The 21,951-nt window shown below is 66.4% G+C and carries 24 protein-coding genes; 14 read left to right on the top strand and 10 right to left on the bottom strand.

Going from position 1 to position 21,951, the window contains the following annotated elements; all coding sequences use genetic code 11:
- Window positions 1-5: 5 nt before the first annotated feature.
- Window positions 6-329: a DUF3392 domain-containing protein gene (locus tag RAM80_RS15495; protein WP_416427358.1), complete on the top strand. Its 324-nt coding sequence runs from the start codon at window positions 6-8 to the stop codon at window positions 327-329.
- A gap of 90 nt (window positions 330-419) precedes the next feature.
- On the opposite strand, the gene trmB is transcribed toward RAM80_RS15495, so the two are convergent.
- From trmB to RAM80_RS15515, 4 genes are all read right to left on the bottom strand, one after another.
- Window positions 420-1,067, bottom strand: coding sequence for a tRNA (guanosine(46)-N7)-methyltransferase TrmB (trmB, locus tag RAM80_RS15500; protein WP_416427490.1), 648 nt, complete (start codon window positions 1,065-1,067; stop codon window positions 420-422).
- Window positions 1,068-1,168: 101 nt separating this feature from the next.
- The gene (locus tag RAM80_RS15505) at window positions 1,169-1,963 is read right to left on the bottom strand and encodes a thiazole synthase (RefSeq protein ID WP_416427359.1); all 795 of its coding nucleotides are present in this window, start codon (window positions 1,961-1,963) and stop codon (window positions 1,169-1,171) included.
- Between the two features lie 46 nt (window positions 1,964-2,009).
- Window positions 2,010-2,210 (bottom strand): sulfur carrier protein ThiS, encoded by a 201-nt coding sequence (gene thiS, locus RAM80_RS15510; protein ID WP_416427360.1) that lies wholly within the window; start codon window positions 2,208-2,210, stop codon window positions 2,010-2,012.
- Window positions 2,211-2,293: 83 nt separating this feature from the next.
- Window positions 2,294-2,671 carry a DUF423 domain-containing protein gene (locus tag RAM80_RS15515; RefSeq protein ID WP_416427361.1) on the bottom strand — a complete coding sequence of 126 codons (378 nt, stop codon included), beginning with the start codon at window positions 2,669-2,671 and terminating at the stop codon, window positions 2,294-2,296.
- A gap of 69 nt (window positions 2,672-2,740) precedes the next feature.
- Between RAM80_RS15515 and mtgA the strand changes: the two genes are divergently transcribed.
- Window positions 2,741-3,466 carry a monofunctional biosynthetic peptidoglycan transglycosylase gene (mtgA, locus tag RAM80_RS15520; protein ID WP_416427492.1) on the top strand — a complete coding sequence of 242 codons (726 nt, stop codon included), beginning with the start codon at window positions 2,741-2,743 and terminating at the stop codon, window positions 3,464-3,466.
- A 228-nt stretch (window positions 3,467-3,694) separates the two neighbouring features.
- On the opposite strand, the gene rpoH is transcribed toward mtgA, so the two are convergent.
- The 4 genes from rpoH to ftsY all read right to left on the bottom strand — a co-directional run bounded on the left by rpoH (window position 3,695) and on the right by ftsY (window position 7,912).
- Window positions 3,695-4,549 carry an RNA polymerase sigma factor RpoH gene (gene rpoH, locus RAM80_RS15525; protein WP_027980159.1) on the bottom strand — a complete coding sequence of 285 codons (855 nt, stop codon included), beginning with the start codon at window positions 4,547-4,549 and terminating at the stop codon, window positions 3,695-3,697.
- A gap of 128 nt (window positions 4,550-4,677) precedes the next feature.
- Complete coding sequence (gene ftsX, locus RAM80_RS15530; RefSeq protein WP_416427362.1) at window positions 4,678-5,703, bottom strand: permease-like cell division protein FtsX; 1,026 nt, start codon at window positions 5,701-5,703, stop codon at window positions 4,678-4,680.
- Entirely contained in the window at window positions 5,700-6,371 is a 672-nt protein-coding gene (gene ftsE, locus RAM80_RS15535) for a cell division ATP-binding protein FtsE (protein WP_416427363.1), read from the bottom strand. The genes ftsX and ftsE overlap by 4 nt, the downstream gene beginning before the upstream one ends.
- A complete protein-coding gene (gene ftsY / locus RAM80_RS15540; RefSeq protein ID WP_416427364.1) occupies window positions 6,368-7,912 on the bottom strand; it encodes a signal recognition particle-docking protein FtsY in 1,545 nt (514 codons plus the stop codon). Before ftsY ends, ftsE begins: the two co-directional genes overlap by 4 nt.
- 232 nt (window positions 7,913-8,144) lie before the next feature.
- On the opposite strand from ftsY, the gene RAM80_RS15545 reads away from it, so the two are divergent.
- The 6 genes from RAM80_RS15545 (at window position 8,145) to RAM80_RS15570 (ending at window position 13,778) form a co-directional block, all read left to right on the top strand.
- Window positions 8,145-9,500 carry a M16 family metallopeptidase gene (locus RAM80_RS15545; protein WP_416427365.1) on the top strand — a complete coding sequence of 452 codons (1,356 nt, stop codon included), beginning with the start codon at window positions 8,145-8,147 and terminating at the stop codon, window positions 9,498-9,500.
- Window positions 9,493-10,950: a M16 family metallopeptidase gene (locus RAM80_RS15550; RefSeq protein WP_416427366.1), complete on the top strand. Its 1,458-nt coding sequence runs from the start codon at window positions 9,493-9,495 to the stop codon at window positions 10,948-10,950. Before RAM80_RS15545 ends, RAM80_RS15550 begins: the two co-directional genes overlap by 8 nt.
- Entirely contained in the window at window positions 10,950-11,540 is a 591-nt protein-coding gene (rsmD, locus tag RAM80_RS15555; protein WP_416427367.1) for a 16S rRNA (guanine(966)-N(2))-methyltransferase RsmD, read from the top strand. Before RAM80_RS15550 ends, rsmD begins: the two co-directional genes overlap by 1 nt.
- A gap of 189 nt (window positions 11,541-11,729) precedes the next feature.
- Window positions 11,730-11,870, top strand: a complete 141-nt coding sequence (locus tag RAM80_RS15560) for a hypothetical protein (RefSeq protein WP_416427368.1) — start codon at window positions 11,730-11,732, stop codon at window positions 11,868-11,870.
- A gap of 64 nt (window positions 11,871-11,934) precedes the next feature.
- Entirely contained in the window at window positions 11,935-12,939 is a 1,005-nt protein-coding gene (locus RAM80_RS15565; protein ID WP_416427369.1) for a hydrolase, read from the top strand.
- Window positions 12,918-13,778 (top strand): AraC family ligand binding domain-containing protein, encoded by an 861-nt coding sequence (locus RAM80_RS15570; RefSeq protein WP_416427370.1) that lies wholly within the window; start codon window positions 12,918-12,920, stop codon window positions 13,776-13,778. The genes RAM80_RS15565 and RAM80_RS15570 overlap by 22 nt, the downstream gene beginning before the upstream one ends.
- Here the strand turns inward: RAM80_RS15570 and RAM80_RS15575 are convergent.
- Together RAM80_RS15575 and RAM80_RS15580 are read right to left on the bottom strand one after the other, a co-directional pair.
- Window positions 13,751-14,605: a sulfurtransferase gene (locus tag RAM80_RS15575; protein WP_416427371.1), complete on the bottom strand. Its 855-nt coding sequence runs from the start codon at window positions 14,603-14,605 to the stop codon at window positions 13,751-13,753. The genes RAM80_RS15570 and RAM80_RS15575 overlap by 28 nt on opposite strands.
- A gap of 32 nt (window positions 14,606-14,637) precedes the next feature.
- Window positions 14,638-15,309, bottom strand: coding sequence for a TetR/AcrR family transcriptional regulator (locus tag RAM80_RS15580; RefSeq protein ID WP_416427372.1), 672 nt, complete (start codon window positions 15,307-15,309; stop codon window positions 14,638-14,640).
- 226 nt (window positions 15,310-15,535) lie between these two features.
- Between RAM80_RS15580 and RAM80_RS15585 the strand changes: the two genes are divergently transcribed.
- From RAM80_RS15585 to ggt, 6 genes are all read left to right on the top strand, one after another.
- Complete coding sequence (locus tag RAM80_RS15585) at window positions 15,536-16,963, top strand: coniferyl aldehyde dehydrogenase (protein ID WP_416427374.1); 1,428 nt, start codon at window positions 15,536-15,538, stop codon at window positions 16,961-16,963.
- A 10-nt stretch (window positions 16,964-16,973) separates the two neighbouring features.
- The gene (locus RAM80_RS15590) at window positions 16,974-17,492 is read left to right on the top strand and encodes a twin-arginine translocation pathway signal protein (protein WP_416427375.1); all 519 of its coding nucleotides are present in this window, start codon (window positions 16,974-16,976) and stop codon (window positions 17,490-17,492) included.
- 24 nt (window positions 17,493-17,516) lie between these two features.
- Window positions 17,517-19,118 (top strand): GMC family oxidoreductase N-terminal domain-containing protein, encoded by a 1,602-nt coding sequence (locus RAM80_RS15595; protein WP_416427377.1) that lies wholly within the window; start codon window positions 17,517-17,519, stop codon window positions 19,116-19,118.
- A 280-nt stretch (window positions 19,119-19,398) separates the two neighbouring features.
- Window positions 19,399-19,878, top strand: coding sequence for a pantetheine-phosphate adenylyltransferase (gene coaD / locus RAM80_RS15600; RefSeq protein WP_416427378.1), 480 nt, complete (start codon window positions 19,399-19,401; stop codon window positions 19,876-19,878).
- Between the two features lie 105 nt (window positions 19,879-19,983).
- Complete coding sequence (locus RAM80_RS15605; RefSeq protein WP_003195146.1) at window positions 19,984-20,235, top strand: YfhL family 4Fe-4S dicluster ferredoxin; 252 nt, start codon at window positions 19,984-19,986, stop codon at window positions 20,233-20,235.
- Window positions 20,236-20,261: 26 nt separating this feature from the next.
- The gene (ggt, locus tag RAM80_RS15610) at window positions 20,262-21,947 is read left to right on the top strand and encodes a gamma-glutamyltransferase (protein ID WP_416427379.1); all 1,686 of its coding nucleotides are present in this window, start codon (window positions 20,262-20,264) and stop codon (window positions 21,945-21,947) included.
- Window positions 21,948-21,951: the final 4 nt, after the last annotated feature.

Below are 21,951 nucleotides of genomic sequence, written 5' to 3' on the forward strand. Positions count from 1 at the left end.
TGACCATGGAATTAGTGTTGAACCTGCTGGCTACGGCGTCCCGCTGGAGCCGTGGCAACCTGTCGGAAATCGCCCTGGCGCTGGTGGGCTGCCTGCTGGTGCTGTTCGGTGCGGATATCAAGGCCTGGCTGGACGCCCGCCTGGGGGGTATCGCCGGCGCATTGCGCGTACCGGTGATGGCGCTGGTGTGCTGCATCGGCAGCGGCGCGGCGCTGATCTATGCCACGCCGTGGGTGGTGAAGGGGTTGAGCCAGTTCAACAACTACAGCCTGGCGCCGGTGCTGTTGGTGGTGCTGGTGATACTGGGCGTAGTCGCCGACCGCAAATAACCAAACCCCGTAGCAGCGGCCCCAGGCCGCGTCCGACGCAACACCGTGTTGATGCCGGACGCGGCCTGTGGCCGCTGCTACGGTGAGGTATCAGTCGAGCTTTTCGAACTTCAGGTCCCACACACCATGGCCCAGGCGCTCACCGCGGCGCTCGAACTTGGTGATCGGCCGCTCGGCCGGGCGTGGCACGCACTTGCCGTCTTCGGCCAGGTTGCGATACCCAGGCGCCACGTTCATCACTTCCAGCATGTACTCGGCATAGGGCTCCCAGTCGGTGGCCATGTGCAACACACCCCCTACCTTCAGCTTGCTGCGTACCAGCTCGGCGAACGCCGGCTGCACGATGCGACGCTTGTGGTGGCGGCTCTTGTGCCATGGGTCCGGGAAGAACAGCATCAGGCGGTCCAGGCTGTTGTCGGCGATGCAGCGCTTGAGCACTTCGATGGCGTCGGTGTCGTACACGCGCAGGTTCTTCAGGCCCTGGGTGAGCACGCCGTTGAGCAGTGCACCCACGCCCGGACGGTGTACTTCGATGCCGATGAAGTCCTGGTCGGGCGCGGCAGCGGCCATTTCCAGCAGCGAGTGGCCCATGCCGAAGCCGATTTCCACGGTGCGCGGGGCACTGCGGCCAAACACCTGGTCGTAGTCCACCGGCGCGTCGGCCAGGGGCAGCACGAACAGTGGCGCGCCCTGGTCCAGGCCGCGCTGCTGGCCTTCGGTCATGCGCCCGGCGCGCATCACGAAGCTCTTGATGGCGCGGTGTTGGCGCTGCTCGCCCTCGCCCTGCACGTCGTCGTTTTCCGGGGTCGGGGTATCTTGCGGTTCAGTCATGGTGGCTCTTACTTGATCAGACCATCCAGCGGCGAAGATGCGCTGGCATAGAGTTTTTTCGGCATGCGGCCGGCCAGGTAGGCCATGCGCCCGGCGACGATGGCGTGCTTCATGGCACCGGCCATCATGATCGGGTCCTGGGCGTGGGCAATGGCCGAGTTCATCAGCACGGCCTCGCAGCCCAGTTCCATGGCGATGGTGGCGTCCGAGGCGGTGCCCACGCCGGCGTCGACCAGTACCGGCACCTTGGCTTCTTCCAGGATGATCTGCAGGTTGTAGGGGTTGCAGATGCCCAGGCCGGTGCCGATCAGGCCGGCCAGCGGCATCACGGCGATGCAGCCGATCTCGGCCAGCTGGCGGGCGATGATCGGGTCATCGCTGGTGTACACCATCACGTCGAAACCGTCCTTGACCAGCACTTCGGCGGCCTTGAGGGTCTCGATGACGTTGGGGAACAGGGTTTTCTGGTCGGCCAGCACTTCCAGCTTCACCAGGTTGTGGCCGTCGAGCAGCTCACGGGCCAGGCGGCAGGTACGCACCGCTTCCACGGCGTCGTAGCAGCCGGCGGTGTTGGGCAGGATGGTGTAGCGGTCCGGCGGCAGCACGTCCAGCAGGTTCGGCTCGCCAGGGTTCTGGCCGATGTTGGTGCGGCGCACCGCCACGGTGACGATCTCGGCCCCCGAGGCTTCGATGGCCAGGCGGGTTTCTTCCAGGTCGCGGTACTTGCCGGTGCCTACCAGCAGACGCGATTCGAAGGTGCGGCCAGCCAGGATGAAGGGCTTGTCGGTACGCGGATTGCTCATCGTCGTTCCTCTCGGGGGTTGAAGGGGCGGTGGAAGGCGGCGGCAGTCAGCCGCCACCGATGGCGTGCACCACTTCGACCTGGTCGCCTTCGCGCAGGGCAGTGGCTTCGTGCTGGCTGCGCGGCACGATATCCAGGTTCAGTTCCACCGCGACCCGGCGGCCGGTCAGCTCCAGGCGGGTCAACAGCGCCGCGACGGTCTCGCCGTCGGGCAATTCAAAGGATTCACCGTTCAACTGAATGTGCATGCAGGCAGCAGCCATCATTTCAAAGGGGCTGGCATTCTAGCCCGTTCGCCGCTGGCGACCAACACAAACGCGGCCCATTCGTCTCACGCCTTGCCCAGGTTCCAGGCAGCCATGCCCAGGCAGGCCCAGCCGACCAGGAATGCCAGGCCACCGAATGGGGTGATCACGCCGAACACGCGCACGCCGCTGAGCGTCAGCAGGTAGAGGCTGCCGGAGAACAGCACGATACCGATGCAGAACATCACCCCGGCGGCGTTCACCAGGCGGCTGGGCACCTGCACGCTGAGCACGGCCACGGCCAGCAGCGCCAGGGCGTGAATGAGTTGATAGTTGACCCCGGTGTGGAACACCGCCAGGTAGTCGCTGCTCAAACGATCCTTGAGGCCATGGGCGGCGAACGCGCCTAGCCCTACCCCGGTGAATCCGAAAAAGGCAGCCAGCATGAGAAATTGTCGCAGCATCCAGGAACTCCGGTTCGTTGGCACAGGGTCTGTATAATGGCCCGCTCAATGCGCCCGGCCAAGTCATCCATGCTCAATTCCGTGTTCACCCTGCTGCGTAAAGTGGCGATCTGGTTCGTCGTCGGCAGCGTCCTGCTGGTGGTGCTGTTTCGCTTCGTGCCGCCGCCAGGGACCATGCTGATGGTGGAACGCAAGGTCGAGTCCTGGACGGACGGCGAGCCCATCGACCTGCAGCGCAGCTGGCGCTCCTACGACGAAATCTCCGACTCGCTGAAAATCGCCGTCATCGCCGGCGAAGACCAGCGCTTCGCCCAGCACTGGGGCTTTGATTTCGACGCCATGCAGGCGGCCTTCCTGCACAACGAACGCGGTGGCTCCATTCGCGGCGCCAGCACCCTCAGCCAGCAGGTGTCGAAGAACCTGTTCCTGTGGTCGGGCCGCAGCTACTTCCGCAAGGCGCTGGAGGCCTGGTTCACCGCGCTGATCGAGACGTTCTGGTCCAAGCAGCGGATTCTCGAGGTGTACCTCAACAGCGTGGAATGGGACGACGGCGTATTCGGTGCCGAGGCGGCTGCCCGCCACCACTTCGGCGTCGGCGCCGGCAGCCTGTCCACCCAGCAGGCCAGCCTGCTGGCCGCCGTGCTGCCCAACCCGCGCGTGTGGAGCGCCAGCCACCCGAGCACCTACGTGGCCCGCCGCGCCGGCTGGATTCGCACGCAGATGGGGCAGCTGGGCGGTTCGGCCTACCTGACCGACCTCAACCATTCGCGCAGTGCAACGCCTTGGGCGATGTGACCGCTGACGCGGCCTTAGGCGGATGGCCGCCCCGCCGCTGTTACATCCTGTGGGAGCTGGCTTGCCAGCGAGCTGTTGGGGCCATAAAAGCTCGCTGGCAAGCCAGCTCCCACAAGACAGTTGCTGCTACAAGACGCGATCCGTAGCAGCGGCCGCCAGGCCGCGTCATCTTCGCCCACAAAAAAAAGCCCCGGCACATGGCCGGGTCTTTTTGATCAAGCGGGTGAATCAGGCTGCGATCGAGACCTTCAGCTTGTTCATCGCGCTCTTTTCGAGCTGGCGGATACGCTCCGCCGACACGTTGTACTTCTCGGCCAACTCGTGCAGCGTGGCCTTTTCCTCGGCCAGCCAGCGCTGGTAGAGGATGTCACGGCTGCGGTCGTCCAGCACTTCCAGGGCCTCGTGCAGGTTGCTGTTGGAGTTGTCGCTCCAGTCGGCATCCTCCAGCTGACGCGCCGGGTCGTAGCGGTGGTCTTCCAGGTAGTTGGCCGGCGATTGGAAGGCGCTGTCGTCGTCCGCTTCCGCGGCCGGGTCGAAGGCCATGTCATGGCCGGTCAGGCGGCTTTCCATCTCGCGCACTTCACGCGGCTCCACGCCCAGGCTTTCGGCCACGCGGTGGACTTCCTCGTTGTTCAACCAGGCCAGGCGCTTCTTCTGGCTGCGCAGGTTGAAGAACAACTTGCGCTGGGCCTTGGTGGTAGCCACCTTGACGATGCGCCAGTTGCGCAGGATGAACTCGTGGATTTCCGCCTTGATCCAGTGCACGGCAAAGGACACCAGGCGTACGCCCATTTCCGGGTTGAAGCGCTTCACGGCCTTCATCAGGCCGACGTTACCTTCCTGGATCAGGTCGGCCTGTGCCAGGCCGTACCCCGAATAGCTGCGTGCGATGTGCACGACGAAACGCAGGTGGGCGAGCACCATCTGCCGAGCCGCCCCAAGATCCTGCTCATAGTAGAGACTCTCGGCCAGTTCACGCTCCTGCTCCGGCGTCAGCAATGGAATGCTGTTCACCGTGTGCACATAGGCTTCCAGGTTCTGACCCGGGACCAAGGCATACGCAGGTTGCAAAGAAGTGGTCATACGAAAAAACCTCCGACTCACGAATTTGTGCATTAAAGCACAGACGCATAGACCGGGAACCGCTAAACAAGTTCCCTAAAGTTAATTTCACCAAAGGTCAATGCTGGCACACGAAATATTTCAAAATATTACCGAGGAGCGAGCTCTCGCAAATGGCGGGCTACCGCAATCCACGCACCGATATACCCCAACAACAAGGCGCCTAGCAAGAGCGACAGACCATCGGACGACGGAACACCGGCCAAGGCAAAATCACTGCCATACAGCCCGGAAAGCCCTACCACGGCGTCATTCAGCCAATCCAGGCCGAAAGCCAGCACGCCCCAGGCAAAAACACCGCCGCCCAAGCCATAAATCGCCCCCATGTAGAGAAACGGCCTACGCACGTAGGCGTCTGTACCGCCCACCAACTTGATGACCTCGATTTCCGTGCGGCGGTTCTCGATGTGCAGACGAATGGTATTGCCCACCACCAGCAGCAGCGCCGACACCAGCAGCACGGTCAGGCCGAAGACGAAGCGGTCGCCCAGCTTGAGAATGGCCGCCAGGCGCTCCACCCACACCAGGTCAAGCTGCGCCTGTTGCACCTTGGGCAGGTCGGCCAGTTGCGAACGCAGGGCCTCGAGCGCGGCCTTGTCGATTTCCAGCGGGGTCACCACCACTACGCCCGGCAGCGGGTTGTCGGGCAGTTCCTTGAGCGCCTCGCCCAGGCCCGACTGCTGCTGGAACTCGGTGAGGGCCTTGTCCTTGCTGATGAACTCGGCATCGGCCACGCCGTTCAGGCCCTTGATCTGGGTGACCAGGGCGTCGCCGTCGCGGTTGCTGGCGTTCATGTCCAGGTACAGGGAGATCTGCGCCGCACGCTGCCACGAGCCGCCCAGGCGCTCGACGTTCTTGAGCAGCAGCGACAGGCCCATGGGCAGGCTCAGGGCCACGGCCATTACCAGGCAGGTAAAGAAGCTGCCGATAGGCTGCTTGCCCAGGCGCTTGAGGCTGTCCTTGAGGCTGGCGCGGTGGCTTTCCACCCACGCCTTGAACAGGGTGGCGAAATCCGGGCCGTCGTCTTCCTGCTGCTTCTGCTGCTTCGACGGTGGCGGCTCGGCGGCCTTGGGGGCTACGCGGTCGGTGACCTTGGGGCTGCGGGTGGAGCTCATTCTGCTGCCTCCCCGTCGCCGATCAGGCGGCCGCGCTGCAGGGTCAGCATGCGGTGGCGCATGCGCGCGATCAGCGCCAGGTCGTGGCTGGCGATCAGCACGCTGGTGCCCAGCCGGTTGATGTCTTCGAATACACCCATGATTTCCGCTGCCAGCCGTGGGTCGAGGTTACCGGTGGGTTCGTCCGCCAGCAGCAAGGCCGGGCGGTGAACGATGGCCCGGGCGATACCGACGCGTTGTTGCTGGCCGGTGGACAGGTCGCCCGGGTAGAGCTCGCCCTTGTCGGACAGCGACACGCGTTCGAGCGCCGAGTCCACGCGCTTGGCGATCTCGGGCTTGGACAGCCCGAGGATCTGCAGCGGCAGGGCAATGTTGTTGAACACCGTGCGGTCGAACAGCAACTGGTGGTTCTGGAACACCACGCCGATCTGGCGGCGCAGGAACGGGATCTGCGAGTTGCTGATCTGGCCCAGGTCCTGGCCGGCCAGCAGCAGCTTGCCGGAGGTGGGCCGTTCCATCGCCAGCAGCAGGCGCAACAGGGTACTTTTACCGGCACCGGAGTGCCCGGTTACAAACAGAAACTCGCCGCGACGCACTCGAAAGCTCAGCTCATGCAAGCCGACGTGTCCGTTCGGATAGCGCTTACCGACCTGTTCGAAACGAATCATGAACGCTCCCGCTCGGCAAACAGTGCCTGGACAAAGGGTTCTGCTTCAAAGGTACGCAGGTCGTCGATGCCTTCGCCCACGCCGATGTAGCGGATAGGCAGGCCGAACTGCTTGGCCAGGGCGAAGATCACGCCGCCCTTGGCGGTACCGTCGAGCTTGGTCAGGGCCAGGCCGGTCAGGGCCACGGTGTTGTTGAACTGCTTGGCCTGGTTGATGGCGTTCTGCCCGGTGCCGGCGTCCAGCACCAGCAGCACTTCGTGCGGCGCGTCGGCGTCGAGCTTGCCGATGACCCGGCGCACCTTCTTCAGCTCTTCCATCAGGTTGTCTTTGGTGTGCAGGCGGCCGGCGGTGTCGGCGATCAGCACGTCGATGCCACGGGCCTTGGCGGCCTGCACGGCGTCGAAGATCACCGAGGCCGAGTCGGCGCCAGTGTGCTGGGCGATGACCGGGATCTTGTTGCGTTCGCCCCACACCTGCAGCTGCTCGACGGCAGCGGCACGGAAGGTGTCACCGGCAGCCAGCATGACCTTCTTGCCTTCCAGCTGCAGCTTCTTGGCCAGCTTGCCGATGGTGGTGGTCTTGCCGGCGCCGTTGACGCCCACCACCAGGATCACGAACGGCTTGTTCTGCGACTCGATTTTCAGCGGCTGCTCCACCGGGCGCAGCAGGTCGGTCAGCTCGCCCTGCAGCGACTTGTACAGCGCGTCGCTGTCGGCCAGCTGCTTGCGCGCCACCTTCTGGGTCAGGCTCTGGACGATCACCGAGGTGGCCTCGACGCCGACGTCGGCGGTCAGCAGGCGGGTCTCGATCTCTTCCAGCAGGTCGTCGTCGATGACCTTCTTGCCCATGAACAGGCTGGCCATGCCCTCGCCCAGGCTGGCGCTGGTCTTGGCCAGGCCCTGCTTGAGGCGGGCGAAGAAGCCGACCTTGGCGGCTTCGGTCTGGGCGGCTGGCTCCGGGGCTGGCTCCGGGGCAGGTGCAAGCTGGGGTTCGACCGCGGCAACGGGGGCCGGGGCGGCAACCACCGGCTCCGGCGCAGGTGCAGGCGCTACCACCGGGGCGACGAAGGCAACCGGCTCTGGTTGCGGCGCTGGGGCTGGCTCTGGTTCAGGCGTTGGCGCAGGCGCAACCACCACCGGCTCAGGCACCGAAGGCGCGACTACAGGCTCGGGCGCGACCACTACCGGCTCAGGCACAAGCTCTGGCTCGATGACCGGCACAACCACCGGCGCCTCGGCGACCGGGGCGATCGGCGGCGGCGCATGGGGTTCCAGGTCCGGGACCAGGGCCACCGGCTCTTCCGGCACCGGCAACTCCAGCACCACCGGCGCAGGCGCAGGCGCGGCCACGGGTTCAGGCTGCGCCACCACGGGTGGCACAGGTGCCAGTACGGGCTCCGGCGCTACCTCGACGATGGTCTCGGGCGCAACGGTTTCAGGGGCTTTGGGCTGCTCGACGGCTTCTTGCGCAGGCTTTTTGCGCAGCCAGCCGAACAGGCCTTTCTTTTCGGGGGACTTTTTGTCGTCGTTGGAACCAAACATGGAAGACGGCTATCTCAAGGTAGCGACGCGCCAGAGCGGCGCCTCAGGAAATTCTAATAACGCAGAACAGACTGTATTTTTCCCGGCTCGTTCATGCGCAACATTTTGTAGAGAGCCCGCAGGCCATTCTCTGCAACCAGGCATGGTCGCCAGGTAACCGGATCAGTATCCTAGCACCTCCTCGCCCGTGGACGCTAAGACCAAGCGGGCAGTCCGACAGGTTAAAAAACGAATGAATGCTCTAGCCCGCCGTGCCGCCGGCCTGCTGCTCAGCTCGGTTTGTCTGCCATTTGCCGCCTTGGCCGCCGATCCCCAACCCACCACCGAGTTCACCCTCGACAACGGCCTGAAGGTCGTGGTGCGCGAAGACCATCGCGCGCCGGTGGTGGTTTCGCAGATCTGGTACAAGGTCGGCTCCAGCTACGAGACCCCGGGCCAGACCGGCCTGTCCCACGCCCTGGAACACATGATGTTCAAGGGCAGCGAGAAGCTTGGCCCAGGCGAGGCCTCGCGGGTGCTGCGCGACCTGGGCGCCGAGGAGAACGCCTTCACCAGCGATGACTACACCGCCTTCTACCAGGTGCTGGCCAAGGACCGCCTGCCGGTGTCCCTGGAGCTGGAAGCCGACCGCATGGCCACCTTGAAGCTGCCGGCCGACGAGTTCAGCCGCGAGATCGAGGTGATCAAGGAAGAGCGGCGCATGCGCACCGACGACAAGCCCAGCGCCAAGGCCTTCGAGCTGTTCAAGGCCATGGCCTACCCGGCCAGCGGCTACCACACGCCGACCATCGGCTGGATGGCTGACCTCGACCGCATGAAAATCGACGAGCTGCGCGCCTGGTACAAGGCCTGGTACGTGCCCAACAACGCCACCCTGGTGGTGGTCGGCGACGTCACCCCCGACCAGGTCAAGGCCCTGGCCCAACGCTTCTTCGGCAGCATAGCCCGGCGCGACACGCCGCCCAGCAAGCTCCCGCTGGAGCTGGCCGAGCCTGGCGAGCGGCAGATCACCCTGCACGTCAAGACCGAGCTGCCCAGCGTGGTCTACGGCTTCAACGTGCCGGGCCTGGCCACCGCCGCCAACCCACGCGACGCCCAGGCCCTGCGCCTGATCTCGGCGCTGCTGGACGGCGGCTACAGCGCGCGCCTGTCCACCCAGCTGGAGCGCGGCGAGGAACTGGTCACCGGCGCCTCCGCCAGCTACAACCCGTTCACCCGCGGCGACAGCCTGTTCATGTTGTCGGCCACGCCCAATACCCAGAAGAAAAAGACCCTGGCCGACGTCGAGAAAGGTTTCTGGCGCCTGCTGGACCAGCTCAAGACCAAGCCGCCCACCGCCGAGGAACTCGAGCGCGTGCGCGCCCAGGTCATTGCCGGGCTGGTGTATGAGCGCGATTCCATCAGCAGCCAGGCCACCACCATTGGCCAGCTGGAAACCGTGGGCCTGTCGTGGAAGCTGATGGACACCGAACTGGATGACATCAAGAGCGTCACCCCCCAGGACATCCAGAACGCTGCTCGTACCTATTTCACCCGGTCGCGCCTGAGCGTCGCCCACGTACTGCCAGAGGAATCGGCGCATGAATAAGCGCAACTCACCCCGCCGCGCCCTGCTGGGCGTGGCGCTGCTGGCCGCGCTGGTCACCGGCCAGGCGCTGGCCGCCGAAGCCCCGGCGCCGCTGGACAACCTGCAGACCCTGAAGGAACTGGACGGCAAGGCGCCCAGCCACCGCCTGATGGACATCCAGACCTGGCGCACCGCCGCCGGCTCCAAGGTGATGTTCGTCGAAGCGCACCAGCTGCCCATGTTCGACCTGCGCCTGACCTTCGCCGCCGGCAGCAGCCAGGACCAGAAAACCCCGGGCATTGGCCTGCTGACCAACGCCATGCTCAATGAAGGCGTAGCCGGCAAGAACGTCGAGGCCATCGCCCAGGGCTTCGAAGGCTTGGGCGCGGACTTCGCCAACGGCGCCTACCGCGACATGGCCATCGCCTCGCTGCGCAGCCTCAGCGCGCCCGACAAACGCGAGCCGGCGCTGAAACTGTTCGCCGAGGTGGTGGGCAAGCCGACCTTCCCTGCCGACTCCATGGCCCGCATCAAGAACCAGCTGCTGGCCAGCTTCCAGTACCAGAAGCAGAGCCCCGGCAAGCTGGCGGGCAACGAGCTGTTCAGCCGCCTGTACGGCGACCATCCGTACGCGCACCCCAGCGACGGTGACGCCAAGTCCATAAATGCCATCAACGCCCAGCAGCTGCGCGCCTTCCACAACCGCGCCTACGCGGCTGGCAACACGGTGATCGCCCTGGTCGGCGACCTGTCGCGGGAGGAAGCGGAAAAAATCGCCGAGCAGGTCTCGTCGGCACTGCCCAAGGGCCCAGCCCTGGCGCTGATGCCCGAACCCCAGGCGCCCAAGCCCGGCCTTACCCACCTCGAATTCCCCTCCAAGCAGACCACCATGCTGCTGGCCGAGCTGGGCATCACCCGCGACGACCCCGACTACGCGGCACTGTCCATGGGCAACCAGATCCTGGGCGGCGGCACCTTCGGCACCCGCCTGATGAGTGAAGTGCGGGAAAAGCGCGGCCTGACCTACGGCATCTATTCGGGCTTCACCCCGATGCAGGCCCGCGGGCCGTTCTCCATCAGCCTGCAGACCCGCGCCGAACTGAGCGAAGCCACCCTCAAGCTGGTGCAGGACATCCTGCGTGACTACCTGAAAACCGGCCCTACCCAGCAGGAGCTGGATGCCGCCAAGCGCGAGCTGGCCGGCAGCTTCCCGCTGTCCACGGCAAGCAATTCGAGCATCGTCGGGCAATTGGGGGCCATTGGCTTCTATAATCTGCCCCTGAGCTTTCTGGAAGACTTCATGCAGCAGTCCCAGGACCTGACCATCGAGCAGGTCAAGGCCGCCATGAACCGCCACCTGGACGCCGACAAGCTGGTGATTGTCACCGCTGGCCCCACCGTGGCCCAGAAACCGCTGCCACCCCCTACAGACAAACCCCAGGAACAACCCATGGGCGTTCCGGAGCATTAATGGCACATCCCCCTGCAAAACCTGTGAAACACAACGGCCAGGGCCAGCTGCGCATCATTGGCGGCCAATGGCGCAGCCGCAAGCTGAGCTTCCCCGACGGCCCGGGCCTGCGCCCCACGCCGGACCGGGTGCGTGAAACCCTGTTCAACTGGCTGGCGGCCTACGTCAACGGCGCCAAGGTGCTGGACCCGTTCTGCGGCAGCGGCGCCCTGTACCTGGAGGCCCTGTCCCGTGGCGCCAGCATGGGCCTGGCGCTGGACAGCAATGCCCAGGCCATCGCCAGCCTGCGGGCCAACCTCGACCTGCTCAACTGCGCCACCGGCCAGCTGCTGCAAAGCGATGCCCTGCGCTACCTGGAAACCCAGGCGGCCAGCGCCTTCGACCTGGTGTTCCTCGACCCGCCGTTCCACCAGAACCTGCTGCCCGCCGCCTGTGCGCTGCTGGAAACCCGTGGCTGGCTGAGCGAGCACGCCTGGGTGTACACCGAAAGCGAGACGCCGCCCTCCACCCTGGAGCTGCCGGGCAACTGGCGCCTGCACCGCGAGAAGAAGGCCGGCCAGGTCTACTACGCCCTGTGGCAGCGCGGCTGATACTGCCTTTCGCAACCGCGTAGCCGCTGCCGCAGGCAGCGGCTACATATATGTACCCCCTCCACCCTCCCCGCTTGCAAGACCCTGCCCCTCGTCATCCATCGATCACGAGGTGCAACCGTGATGTTCCCCAAGCCACAGCCCTATGCGCTACGCGTCCTGGCCAGCAAAGCCTCCAGGCGATATTTCATGAGCACGCCACACCTTTCGATCCTCATCGTGGTGCTTGGCGTTGGCCTGGCCGTGGGCCATGCACTGGGCTCCAGCGCCCCGGGCATCAAACAATGGTCCCACGGTAGTCCGGCCACCCCTGCCGCTATCCGGCAATAAATAGGCCGATACAGGCGGCGACGATTGTGGCAACTTAGCCGGGTTACTGGAGGAAGAAACACCCGTGCACACGTCTACCGCGCAGGCTGCTGCGCCTTTCCACCCCGCCACGGGGCTGGGCAACCCGCATTTGCAAACCCTCTGGGGCCCGGTGTTGCGCCGTCAGCCCCCCCTGCAACGTGAACGCCAACGCCTGTGGCTGGCCGATGGCGACTTCATGGACCTGGACTGGCATGGCCCGCACAGCGCCGACAGCCCCCTGGTGCTGGTCCTTCACGGACTCACCGGCTCGTCGAACTCGCCCTACGTGGTCGGCCTGCAACGTGCGCTGGCGGCCCAGGGCTGGGCCAGCGTGGCGTTGAACTGGCGCGGCTGCTCGGGCGAACCCAACCTGCTGGCGCGCAGCTATCACTCGGGCAGCAGCGAGGACCTGGCGGAGGTCATCGCCCACCTGCGCAGCCGCCGGCCCATGGCGCCGCTGTTCGCCGCCGGCTATTCGCTGGGCGCCAACATCCTGCTCAAGCACCTGGGCGAAGTGGGCGCAAACAGCGAGCTGCAGGGGGCGGTTGCGGTCTCGGTGCCCTTCCGCCTGGACCAGTGCGCCGACCGCATCGCCATGGGCTTCTCCAAGGTGTACCAGGCGCACTTCATGCGCGAGATGCTGGCCTACGTGAAGGACAAGCAGCGGCGCTTCCTGCACGAAGGCAAGCACGATGGCCTGGCAACCCTGAGCAACCTGGGGCCGCTGAAGAACCTGCGCACCTTCTGGGACTTCGACGGCAAGGTCACCGCGCCGCTCAACGGCTTCACCGACGCCCACGACTACTATCGGCGCTCGTCCAGCGGCTACTACCTGGCAGCCATCGCCACGCCCACGCTGATCATCCAGGCCGCCGACGATCCCTTCGTGTTCCGCCACAGCCTGCCCCAGGCCAACGAACTGTCGCCCAGCATCACCTTCGAGCTGCACGAGCACGGCGGCCACGTGGGCTTCGTCGAGGGCAGCCTGCGCAAGCCCGCTTACTACCTGGAACGTCGCATCCCCCAATGGCTGACGGCACTGGCATGAGCCAGGAGTCGATCCACTTCTGGCAAACGCCACCGCTGGCGGGGGTGGAGTTGCTGTCGGCGCGCTACATCGAGCAGCGCTTCGTGCCCCATGTGCACGACGGCTTCGTCATCGGCATGATCGTCAGCGGCGCCCAGCGTTATCGCTACCGTGGCGCCGACCACCTGGCGCCCAGCGGCACCCTGGTGCTGATCAACCCCGACGAGGTGCATACCGGCAGCAAGGGCCACGACCAGGGCTGGCTGTACCGGGCGTTTTATCCACAGAACGCGCGACTGGAAAGCCTGCTGCAGGAACTGGACATCAGCAGCAGCGCCACGCCGTCGTTCAGCGAGACCCTGTACCGCGACCCGGACCTGGTCAGCGGCTTCTACCGCCTGCACCAACTGCTGGAGCACAACGGCCAGGCCCTTGAGCAACAGACCTTGTGGCGGGAGATGGTACTGGCGCTGTTCGCCCGCCACGCCAAGGTGCGGGTGCCCACCAGGATCGGGCGCGAGCCCCAGGCCATCGCCCGGGCCAAGGACCTGCTGCTGACGCAACTGGCCGAGCCGCCTTCACTGGAGGCGCTGGCCGCCGCGGTGCACCTGTCGCCTTTCCATTTCGCCCGCTGCTTCCGCAAGGCTACCGGCCTGCCGCCCCACGCCTGGCTGATGCAGCAACGCATCGCCCGCGCCCGCGCGCTGCTGCGCGAGGGCTGCCTGCCGCTGGCGGTGGCCACGCAGCTGGGGTTTGCCGACCAGAGCCACCTGAGCCGGCAATTCAAGAAGGTCTACGGCGTGGGGCCGCGGGCCTACCGCGACGCCGGGGCTCAGTCGCCCTTGGCCAGCGGCCGCTGAGCGTCGGTGATCCACTCGCTCCACGAACCGGCGTACAACGGCGCCAGCGGGTAGCCGGCCAGGCACAAGGCGAACAGGTTATGGCAGGCAGTCACGCCCGAGCCGCAGTACGCCACCAGCGACTCCACCGGGCGCGCGCCCAGCTTCTCGGCGAAGCGCTGCTTGAGCGTGTCCGCCGGCAGGAAACGGCCATCGGGCCCCAGATTGTCGGTGAAGGCCGCGCACTGCGCGCCCGGAATATGCCCGGCCACCGGGTCGATGGGCTCCACTTCGCCACGAAAACGCGGCAACGCGCGGGCATCGAGCAGGGTCAGTTCGGGCTGGCCCAGGCGCTCCTGCAGTTGCCGGGCGGTCACCACCAAGTGTGCATCGGGCTTGCCCTGCAGGTGCCCCGGCGTGGTGTGCGGGGCATCCAGGCTCAGCGGCAGGCCAGCGGCGTGCCAGGCCTTCAGGCCACCGTCGAGAATGGCCACGCCACTGCGTTTGCCCAGCCAGGCCAGCAGCCACCAGGCACGCGCGGCGAAGGCGCCGGGGCCGTCGTCATACAGCACCACCTCGCTGTCGGCATTGATGCCCCACTGTTGCAGGCGCTCGAGCAGGCGGCCCGGCTCCGGCAGCGGGTGGCGCCCGGTCACGCCCTTGACCACGCGGCCGCTCAGGTCACGCTCGAGGTCAGCGAAGTGCGCCCCGGCGATATGCCCCTCGGCGTAGCTGCGCTGGCCGTAGTCCGGGTCTTCCAGTGCAAAACGACAGTCCAGCACCACCAGCCCCGGTTGCTCGAGGCGAGCAGCCAATTGCTGGGGGGTGATCAATTGCGCGATGGGCATGGCAGCCTCCCTGGGATATGAACAGTTAACGGTTAGTCCGACGGTTCCAGCGCCTGGTTCAGCGACACGTGGAACTCCTGGAACAGGCTGTCGACCGCCGCGCGGTAACCGGCGGTGACGTAGCCCCACTCCAGCATCAATACTTGATAGACACCACGCTTGATGGCTTCTTCGCTCATGCGCGCGGAGTTTTCCCGCGTGGTGCTGAGAAAACGCCCCCACGAACTGAGGATGATCCAGGCATTGAGGGTCACCACCTCGATCTGGGTGGGGTTCATGTCCAGGATCCCGGCCTCGACGAAGCCCTTGTAGATCAGCTGCGCCTGCACCATGCAACGCTGGGAGAAGCGCCGGTAGCGCTCGGCCAGTTCGGCGTCGCTGTCCAGCAGGTGCTCCAGGTCGCGGTGCAGGAAGCGGTAGTTCCACATGGCCGACAGCACCGCGCGCAGGTAATAGCGCTTGTCGTCCACCGTGGGCAGGCGCCCGGCCGGCGGGCGCAGGAAACCGTCCACCAGCGCCTGGTACTGGTCGAACAGTTCGCTGATGATTTCCTGCTTGTTGGCGAAGTGGTAGTACAGGTTGCCGGGCGATATCTCCATGTGCGCGGCGATGTGGTTGGTACTGACACTGCGCTCGCCCTGCTGGTTGAACAGCTCCAGGCTGTGCTGGACGATACGGTCACGGGTCTTGGGGCGGGCAGCCATGTGCGATTCCCTGGCCATGGTCTTGAATGAATGATCACAGTGTACACGTAGCGCCATGATCCAGTGTGGGAGCTGGCTTGCCAGCGAGCTTTTGGGCCTCAACAGCTCGCTGGCAAGCCAGCTCCCACAACAGGCGCGACATTCCCCCGCCGAATGTTCAGGCACGATTAACGTCGTTAGAGTATAAGCTCTACAAAGTACAATAATTAACCAGAGAGCCCACGCCATGTCCGCGCAACTGCAAGCATCGCCAGACGCCCTGGCCCTGCTGGAGCCCCTGTTCCAGGCCCAGCGCCAGGCCTTCGCCGCCAACCCCATGCCGCCTGCCGCCCAGCGCCGGCAATGGCTCAAGAGCCTGCGCGAGGTGCTGGTGGCCGAGCAGCAGGCGTTGGTCGAAGCCCTGCGCCAGGACTTCGGCAACCGCAGCGCCGACGAGACCCTGCTGGCCGAGCTGATGCCCAGCCTGCAAGGCATCCACTATGCCAGCCGCCACCTCAAGGGCTGGATGAAAGCCTCGCGGCGCAAGGTCGGGGTGGCTTTCCAGCCAGCTTCGGCCAAGGTGGCCTACCAGCCCCTCGGCGTAGTCGGGGTGATCGTGCCGTGGAACTACCCGCTGTTCCTCGCCGTGGGGCCGCTGGTGGGGGCGCTGTCGGCGGGCAACCGGGTGATGCTCAAGCTCAGCGAGGCCACCCCGGCCACCGGCCTGCTGCTCAAGCGCCTGCTGGAACGGGTGTTCCCCAGCGACCTGGTGTGCGTGGTGCTGGGCGAGGCCGACGTGGGCATCGCCTTCTCACGGCTGCCGTTCGACCACCTGCTGTTCACCGGTGCCACCAGCGTCGGCCGCCAGGTGATGCGCGCCGCGGCCGACAACCTCACCCCGGTGACCCTGGAACTGGGCGGCAAGTCGCCGGCCATCGTCAGCCACGACGTGCCCCTCAAGGACGCCGCCGAGCGTATCGCCTTCGGCAAGACCCTGAACGCCGGGCAGACCTGCGTTGCCCCCGACTACGTGCTGGTGCCGGCCGAGCGCCTGGACGCCTTTGTCGACGCTTACCGCCAGGCCGTGCTGGGCTTTTATCCACAGGTGCACGGTAACCCGGACTACACCCACATCATCAACGAGCGCCAGCTGGCGCGGCTCAACCATTACCTCGACGACGCCCGGCGCAAGGGCGCGCGGGTAGTCGAGCTGTACCCGCAAACACCGGATGCGGGGCGCTGCCTGGCGCCGCAGGTGCTGCTCAACGTCAACGATGGCATGACGGTCATGCAGGACGAAATCTTCGGCCCGCTGCTGCCCATCGTGCCCTACGGCGAGCTGGACGAGGCCCTGGCCTACGTCAACGCCCGCCCTCGCCCGCTGGCCCTGTATTACTTCGGCTACGACAAGGCCGCCCAACAGCACGTATTGGCCCACACCCATTCCGGCGGCGCCTGCCTGAACGACACCCTGTTGCACGTGGCCCAGGACGACATGCCGTTCGGTGGCATCGGCCCCTCGGGCATGGGCCACTATCACGGCCACGAGGGCTTCCTGACCTTCAGCAAGGCCAAGGGCGTGCTGGTCAAGCAGCGCTTCAACGCCGCCCGGGTGATCTACCCGCCCTACGGCAAGACCCTGCAGAAACTGGTGTACAAGCTGTTTATTCGCTGAGGGCGCCGCCATGCACAGCCTCGACCGCCGCGCCGTGCTCAAGCTGGGCCTGGGCGCGAGCGCTTTTCTCGCCGTGGCTGGCCTGGGCGCCAGCCTCAGCGGCTGCAGCCAGGCCACGCCGGCCAACGGCTTCGCGGTGCTGCGCGACAGCGACCTGGCGTTCCTGCGGGCGCTGGTGCCGGTCATGCTGGCCGGCAGCACCGACGCCATGCCGGCCGCCGTGGAACAGACGCTGCAAGGCCTGGACAGCAGCCTCGACCACCTGTCCGCGCCCATGCTCAAGCTCACCCAGCAACTGTTCGACGTACTCACCCTACCCGTTACCCGCGGCCCGCTGACCGGGGTGTGGGGCAGCTGGCAGCAGGCCAGTTCCGAGCAGATCGAGGCGTTCCTGCAACGCTGGCAAGGCAGCAGCCTGAACCTGCTGCGCCAGGGGCACGCGTCCTTGCTACAACTGGTGCTGATGGCCTGGTACGGCCGCCCGCAAGCCTGGGCCCACTGCGGCTACCCAGGGCCACCCACCGTCTGAAAAACAACAATAAGAGAGCCTGTGATGCCTGTACCCGATCTGTTCCGCGACGGCATGGCCCGCGGCTGGAAAACCCATGACGGCTCACGCCTGCAGCAGGACCTGACGCTTGAAGCCGACGTGGTCATCATCGGCAGCGGTGCCGGTGGCGGCACCGCTGCCGAGATCCTCAGCGCCGCCGGGCTCAAGGTGCTGATCGTCGAGGAAGGCCCGCTCAAGACCAGCAGCGACTTCAAGATGATCGAGCCCCAGGCCTACGCCAGCCTCTACCAGGAAGGCATCGGCCGCATGAGCAAGGACGGCGCCATCACCATCCTCCAGGGCCGCGCGGTGGGCGGCACTACCCTGGTGAACTGGACGTCGAGCTTTCGCACGCCACCCCAGACCCTCGCGCACTGGGCCAGCGAGCACGGGGTGAAGGGCCATGGCGTGGATGACATGGCGCCCTGGTTCGAGCGCATGGAACAACGCCTGGGCGTGGCGCCCTGGCTGATCCCGCCCAACGCCAACAACGAGGTCATCAGCCGCGGCTGCGAAGCCCTGGGCTACAGCTGGAAAGTCATCCCGCGCAACGTGCGCGGCTGCTGGAACCTGGGCTATTGCGGCATGGGTTGCCCCACCAACGCAAAGCAGTCGATGCTGGTGACAACCATCCCGGCCGCCCTCGACAAGGGTGCCGAGCTGCTCTACCTGACCCGAGCCCAGCGCCTGCTGATCGACGGCACGCGGGTAACCGGCCTGCAATGCCTGGCCATGGATGAGCGCTGCGTGGCGCCCACCGGCACCACCATCACCCTCAAGGCCCGTCACTACCTGCTGGCCGGCGGCGGCATCAACAGCCCGGCCCTGCTGCTGCGCTCCAAGGCCCCCGACCCTCACGACCGGCTGGGCAAGCGCACCTTCCTGCACCTGGTGAATTTCTCCGCCGGGCTGTTCGAACAGGTGATCAACCCGTTCTACGGCGCGCCCCAGTCGATCTATTCCGACCATTTCCAGTGGCTCGACGGCACCACCGGGCCCATGGCCTACAAGCTCGAAGTGCCGCCCCTGCAACCGGCCCTGGCCAGCACCCTGCTGGGCGGCTTCGGTGAGGAAAACGCCGCGCGCATGGCGCAGCTGCCCCACACCCACATGATGCTGGCGCTGCTGCGCGACGGCTTCCACCCCGACAGCCAGGGCGGCAGCGTGGAGCTGCGCGACGATGGCTCGCCGGTGCTCGACTACCGGGTTTCCGACTACGCCTGGGACGGCGTGCGCCGGGCCTTCCTGAGCATGGCCGAGATCCAGTTCGCCGCCGGCGCGCAAAGCGTGCTGCCGCTGCACAACGACGCCCGCCCGGCGAAAACCCTCGACCAGGCCCGCCAGATGATCGCCGGGTTGCCCCTGGAGCTGTTCCGCACCCGCCTGGGCAGCGCCCACGTCATGGGCGGCTGCGCCATGGGCGAAGATCCGGGCCGCGCGGTCACTGACAGCCTGGGCCGGCACCACCAGCTGGAGAACCTGTCGATCCACGACGGCTCGCTGTTCCCCACCAGCATTGGCGCCAACCCGCAGCTGTCGGTGTACGGCCTGAGCGCGCAGCTGAGCACCCTGCTCGCCCAGCGCCTGAAGCCAGAGCCCCCGTAGCAGCTGCCGCAGGCTGCGTCCGGATTCACCGCGGTGTGCCGGTAAAAGCACAGTGCTTTGGACGCGGCCTGCGGCCGCTGCTACGGAAACCGCGGTAGAAGCCGGCCCTGGCCGGGCGCCGCCACAGCGCCTGCGGCAGCAAACGAGGACAGATTTCCAGCTAGCAATCAGCGAACGGCAAACCTGTCTATAGTCCGATATACCCTGCACGCCGACTTGGCCGGCCGGGAATGCTGCGATACCATCCCAGTCCCCAACGGATTCCCGCCAGGACGACGCGATGAACCGAGTGTTGTACCCAGGTACCTTCGACCCCATCACCAAGGGTCACGGCGATCTGGTCGAACGCGCCTCGCGCCTGTTCGACCACGTGGTCATAGCCGTGGCCGCGAGCCCCAAGAAAAACCCGCTGTTCCCCCTGGAACAACGGGTCGAGCTGGCGCGCGAGGTCACCAAGCATCTGCCCAACGTCGAGGTGGTCGGCTTCTCTACCCTGCTGGCGCACTTCGCCAAGGAGCAGGGTGCCAACGTGTTCCTGCGCGGCCTGCGTGCGGTCTCGGACTTCGAGTACGAGTTCCAGCTGGCCAACATGAACCGCCAGCTGGCGCCCGACGTCGAGAGCCTGTTCCTTACCCCGTCGGAGCGTTATTCGTTCATTTCCTCGACCCTGGTCCGGGAAATAGCGGCATTGGGCGGCGATATCACCAAGTTCGTGCACCCGGCCGTGGCCGAGGCGCTAACCCTGCGCTTCAAGAAATAGCCAGTGCCGGCCGCCTTGCATAAGCGTGCACTGCGCGCGCTTATGCGGCACAATTGCGCACATTAGTGTTCATATGCCCGGGCCAAGGCCCCGGCCGGAGTACCCATGTCCCTGATCATCACCGACGATTGCATCAACTGCGACGTCTGCGAACCCGAGTGCCCGAACGCGGCGATTTCCCAAGGCGAGGAGATCTACGTGATCGACCCGAACCTGTGCACCCAGTGCGTCGGCCACTACGACGAACCGCAGTGCCAGCAGGTGTGTCCGGTCGACTGCATCCCCCTGGATGAAGCCCACCCGGAAACAGAAGAACAGTTGATGGAGAAATACCGCAAGATCACCGGCAAAGCCTGATCTTGCCGCTCAAGGAGGAGCCGCCCATGCCGAACACCCGCTCACTGCTGTTCGGCGCGTTGCTGCTGTGCTGCTCCGCCCTGGCCCACGCCCAGCCGCTGCCGGCTGCGGCGGCCATCGCCAGCCCTCACCCGCAGGCTACCGCCGCCGGGCAGAAGATTCTCGCCGAGGGCGGCAACGCCTTCGATGCCGCCATTGCCATCAGTGCCGCCCTGGCGGTCGTGGAGCCCTACGCCTCCGGGCTGGGCGGTGGCGGCTACTTCCTGCTGCGCCAGGCCGGCACCCCGGCCACCTATCGCTTCCTGGATGCCCGGGAGAAAGCACCGCTTGCGGCCCGCGCCGACATGTACCTGCGCGACGGCAAGGAACAACCGGGGCTGTCCACCACCGGCGCACTGGCCAGCGGCATCCCCGGCCTGCCCGCGGCGCTGGTGGAACTGGCCGGGCATTACGGCAAGCTGCCGCTGAAGGACTCCCTGGCGCCGGCCATCCGCCTGGCCAACAAGGGCTTTGCCGTGGACCGCGTGTACCGCGCCTGGGCCACCGCGCGCCTGGCGGCCATGCGCGACGACCCGGAAACCGCGCGCCTGTTCCTGCGCGATGGCGAGGTACCGGCCGTCGGCGAAGTGCTGCGCCAACCCGAGCTGGGGCAAACCCTCACCCGCATCGCCGAACAGGGCCGCGATGGCTACTACGCCGGCGCCACCGCCCAGGCGCTGGTCAAGGCGGTGCAGGCGGGCGGCGGCATCTGGACCCTGAAGGACCTGGCCGACTACCAGGTGGCCAGCCGCGCGCCGCTGCGCTTTGCCCTGGCCGACCAGCGCGAGCTGATCAGCGCACCGCCGCCTTCGGCCGGTGGCATCGCCCTGGCCCAGTCCCTGGCCATCCTGCAGCAGGTGCCGTGGCGCCAGGCCGAGCCGGTGCAGCGCGTGCATTACGTGGTGGAAGCCCTGCGCCGCGCCTACCGTGACCGCAGCCAGCTGGGCGACCCGGATTTCGTCAACAACCCGACCCAGGCGCTGCTGGCCCCCGCCTACCTGAAAAGCCTGGCCGCCAGCATCGCCCCGCAGCAAGCCACGCCCAGCGCCGACCTGCCGCCCGCCCCGGCCTGGCGCGAGGGCGAGCACACCACCCATTTTGCCGTGCTCGACAACCAGGGCAACGCCGTGGCCGCCACGCTGTCGGTGAACCTGCCGTTCGGCGCCGCCTTCACCGCCGCCGGCACTGGCGTGGTGCTCAACGACGAGATGGACGACTTCGCCGCCGACCCCCACGGCAGCAATGCCTACGGGCTGGCCGGCAGCCAGGCCAACGCCGTGGCGCCGGGCAAGCGCCCGCTGTCGAGCATGAGCCCCAGCTTCATCGAAAGCCCGACGGATTTTGCCGCCTTTGGCACGCCGGGCGGCAGTCGTATCCCGAGCATGGTGCTGCTGGCGATGCTGCAGTACCTGGATGGCCAGCCGGTGCCAACCTGGCCAGCCGTGCCGCGCTACCATCACCAGTACCTGCCGGACGTGGTGGAGTACGAGCCGGGTGCGTTCAGCGCTGCCCAACTGGCCGAGCTGCAGGGCCGCGGCTACAGCCTCAAGCAGGCCGGCCGCGCCTACGGCAACCAGCAGGTGCTGCTGTGGCATAAGGATAATGGCAAGGTGGAAGCCGCCAGCGACCCGCGCGGCGTGGGTGTTTCCGAGGTGATGCCGGCCAACCCGTGACCGG

Source organism: Pseudomonas sp. App30 (assembly GCF_047947025.1).
Classification (GTDB): Bacteria; Pseudomonadota; Gammaproteobacteria; order Pseudomonadales; family Pseudomonadaceae; genus Aquipseudomonas.

Coding starts and splice junctions, on each gene's coding strand:
- RAM80_RS15495 (WP_416427358.1), top strand. CDS start 6: ATGGAATTAGTGTTGAACCTGCTGGCTACGGCGTCCCGCTGGAGCCGT.
- trmB (WP_416427490.1), bottom strand. CDS start 1,067: ATGCGCGCCGGGCGCATGACCGAAGGCCAGCAGCGCGGCCTGGACCAG.
- RAM80_RS15505 (WP_416427359.1), bottom strand. CDS start 1,963: ATGAGCAATCCGCGTACCGACAAGCCCTTCATCCTGGCTGGCCGCACC.
- thiS (WP_416427360.1), bottom strand. CDS start 2,210: ATGCACATTCAGTTGAACGGTGAATCCTTTGAATTGCCCGACGGCGAG.
- RAM80_RS15515 (WP_416427361.1), bottom strand. CDS start 2,671: ATGCTGCGACAATTTCTCATGCTGGCTGCCTTTTTCGGATTCACCGGG.
- mtgA (WP_416427492.1), top strand. CDS start 2,741: ATGCTCAATTCCGTGTTCACCCTGCTGCGTAAAGTGGCGATCTGGTTC.
- rpoH (WP_027980159.1), bottom strand. CDS start 4,549: ATGACCACTTCTTTGCAACCTGCGTATGCCTTGGTCCCGGGTCAGAAC.
- ftsX (WP_416427362.1), bottom strand. CDS start 5,703: ATGAGCTCCACCCGCAGCCCCAAGGTCACCGACCGCGTAGCCCCCAAG.
- ftsE (WP_416427363.1), bottom strand. CDS start 6,371: ATGATTCGTTTCGAACAGGTCGGTAAGCGCTATCCGAACGGACACGTC.
- ftsY (WP_416427364.1), bottom strand. CDS start 7,912: ATGTTTGGTTCCAACGACGACAAAAAGTCCCCCGAAAAGAAAGGCCTG.
- RAM80_RS15545 (WP_416427365.1), top strand. CDS start 8,145: ATGAATGCTCTAGCCCGCCGTGCCGCCGGCCTGCTGCTCAGCTCGGTT.
- RAM80_RS15550 (WP_416427366.1), top strand. CDS start 9,493: ATGAATAAGCGCAACTCACCCCGCCGCGCCCTGCTGGGCGTGGCGCTG.
- rsmD (WP_416427367.1), top strand. CDS start 10,950: ATGGCACATCCCCCTGCAAAACCTGTGAAACACAACGGCCAGGGCCAG.
- RAM80_RS15560 (WP_416427368.1), top strand. CDS start 11,730: ATGAGCACGCCACACCTTTCGATCCTCATCGTGGTGCTTGGCGTTGGC.
- RAM80_RS15570 (WP_416427370.1), top strand. CDS start 12,918: ATGGCTGACGGCACTGGCATGAGCCAGGAGTCGATCCACTTCTGGCAA.
- RAM80_RS15575 (WP_416427371.1), bottom strand. CDS start 14,605: ATGCCCATCGCGCAATTGATCACCCCCCAGCAATTGGCTGCTCGCCTC.
- RAM80_RS15580 (WP_416427372.1), bottom strand. CDS start 15,309: ATGGCTGCCCGCCCCAAGACCCGTGACCGTATCGTCCAGCACAGCCTG.
- RAM80_RS15585 (WP_416427374.1), top strand. CDS start 15,536: ATGTCCGCGCAACTGCAAGCATCGCCAGACGCCCTGGCCCTGCTGGAG.
- RAM80_RS15590 (WP_416427375.1), top strand. CDS start 16,974: ATGCACAGCCTCGACCGCCGCGCCGTGCTCAAGCTGGGCCTGGGCGCG.
- RAM80_RS15595 (WP_416427377.1), top strand. CDS start 17,517: ATGCCTGTACCCGATCTGTTCCGCGACGGCATGGCCCGCGGCTGGAAA.
- coaD (WP_416427378.1), top strand. CDS start 19,399: ATGAACCGAGTGTTGTACCCAGGTACCTTCGACCCCATCACCAAGGGT.
- RAM80_RS15605 (WP_003195146.1), top strand. CDS start 19,984: ATGTCCCTGATCATCACCGACGATTGCATCAACTGCGACGTCTGCGAA.
- ggt (WP_416427379.1), top strand. CDS start 20,262: ATGCCGAACACCCGCTCACTGCTGTTCGGCGCGTTGCTGCTGTGCTGC.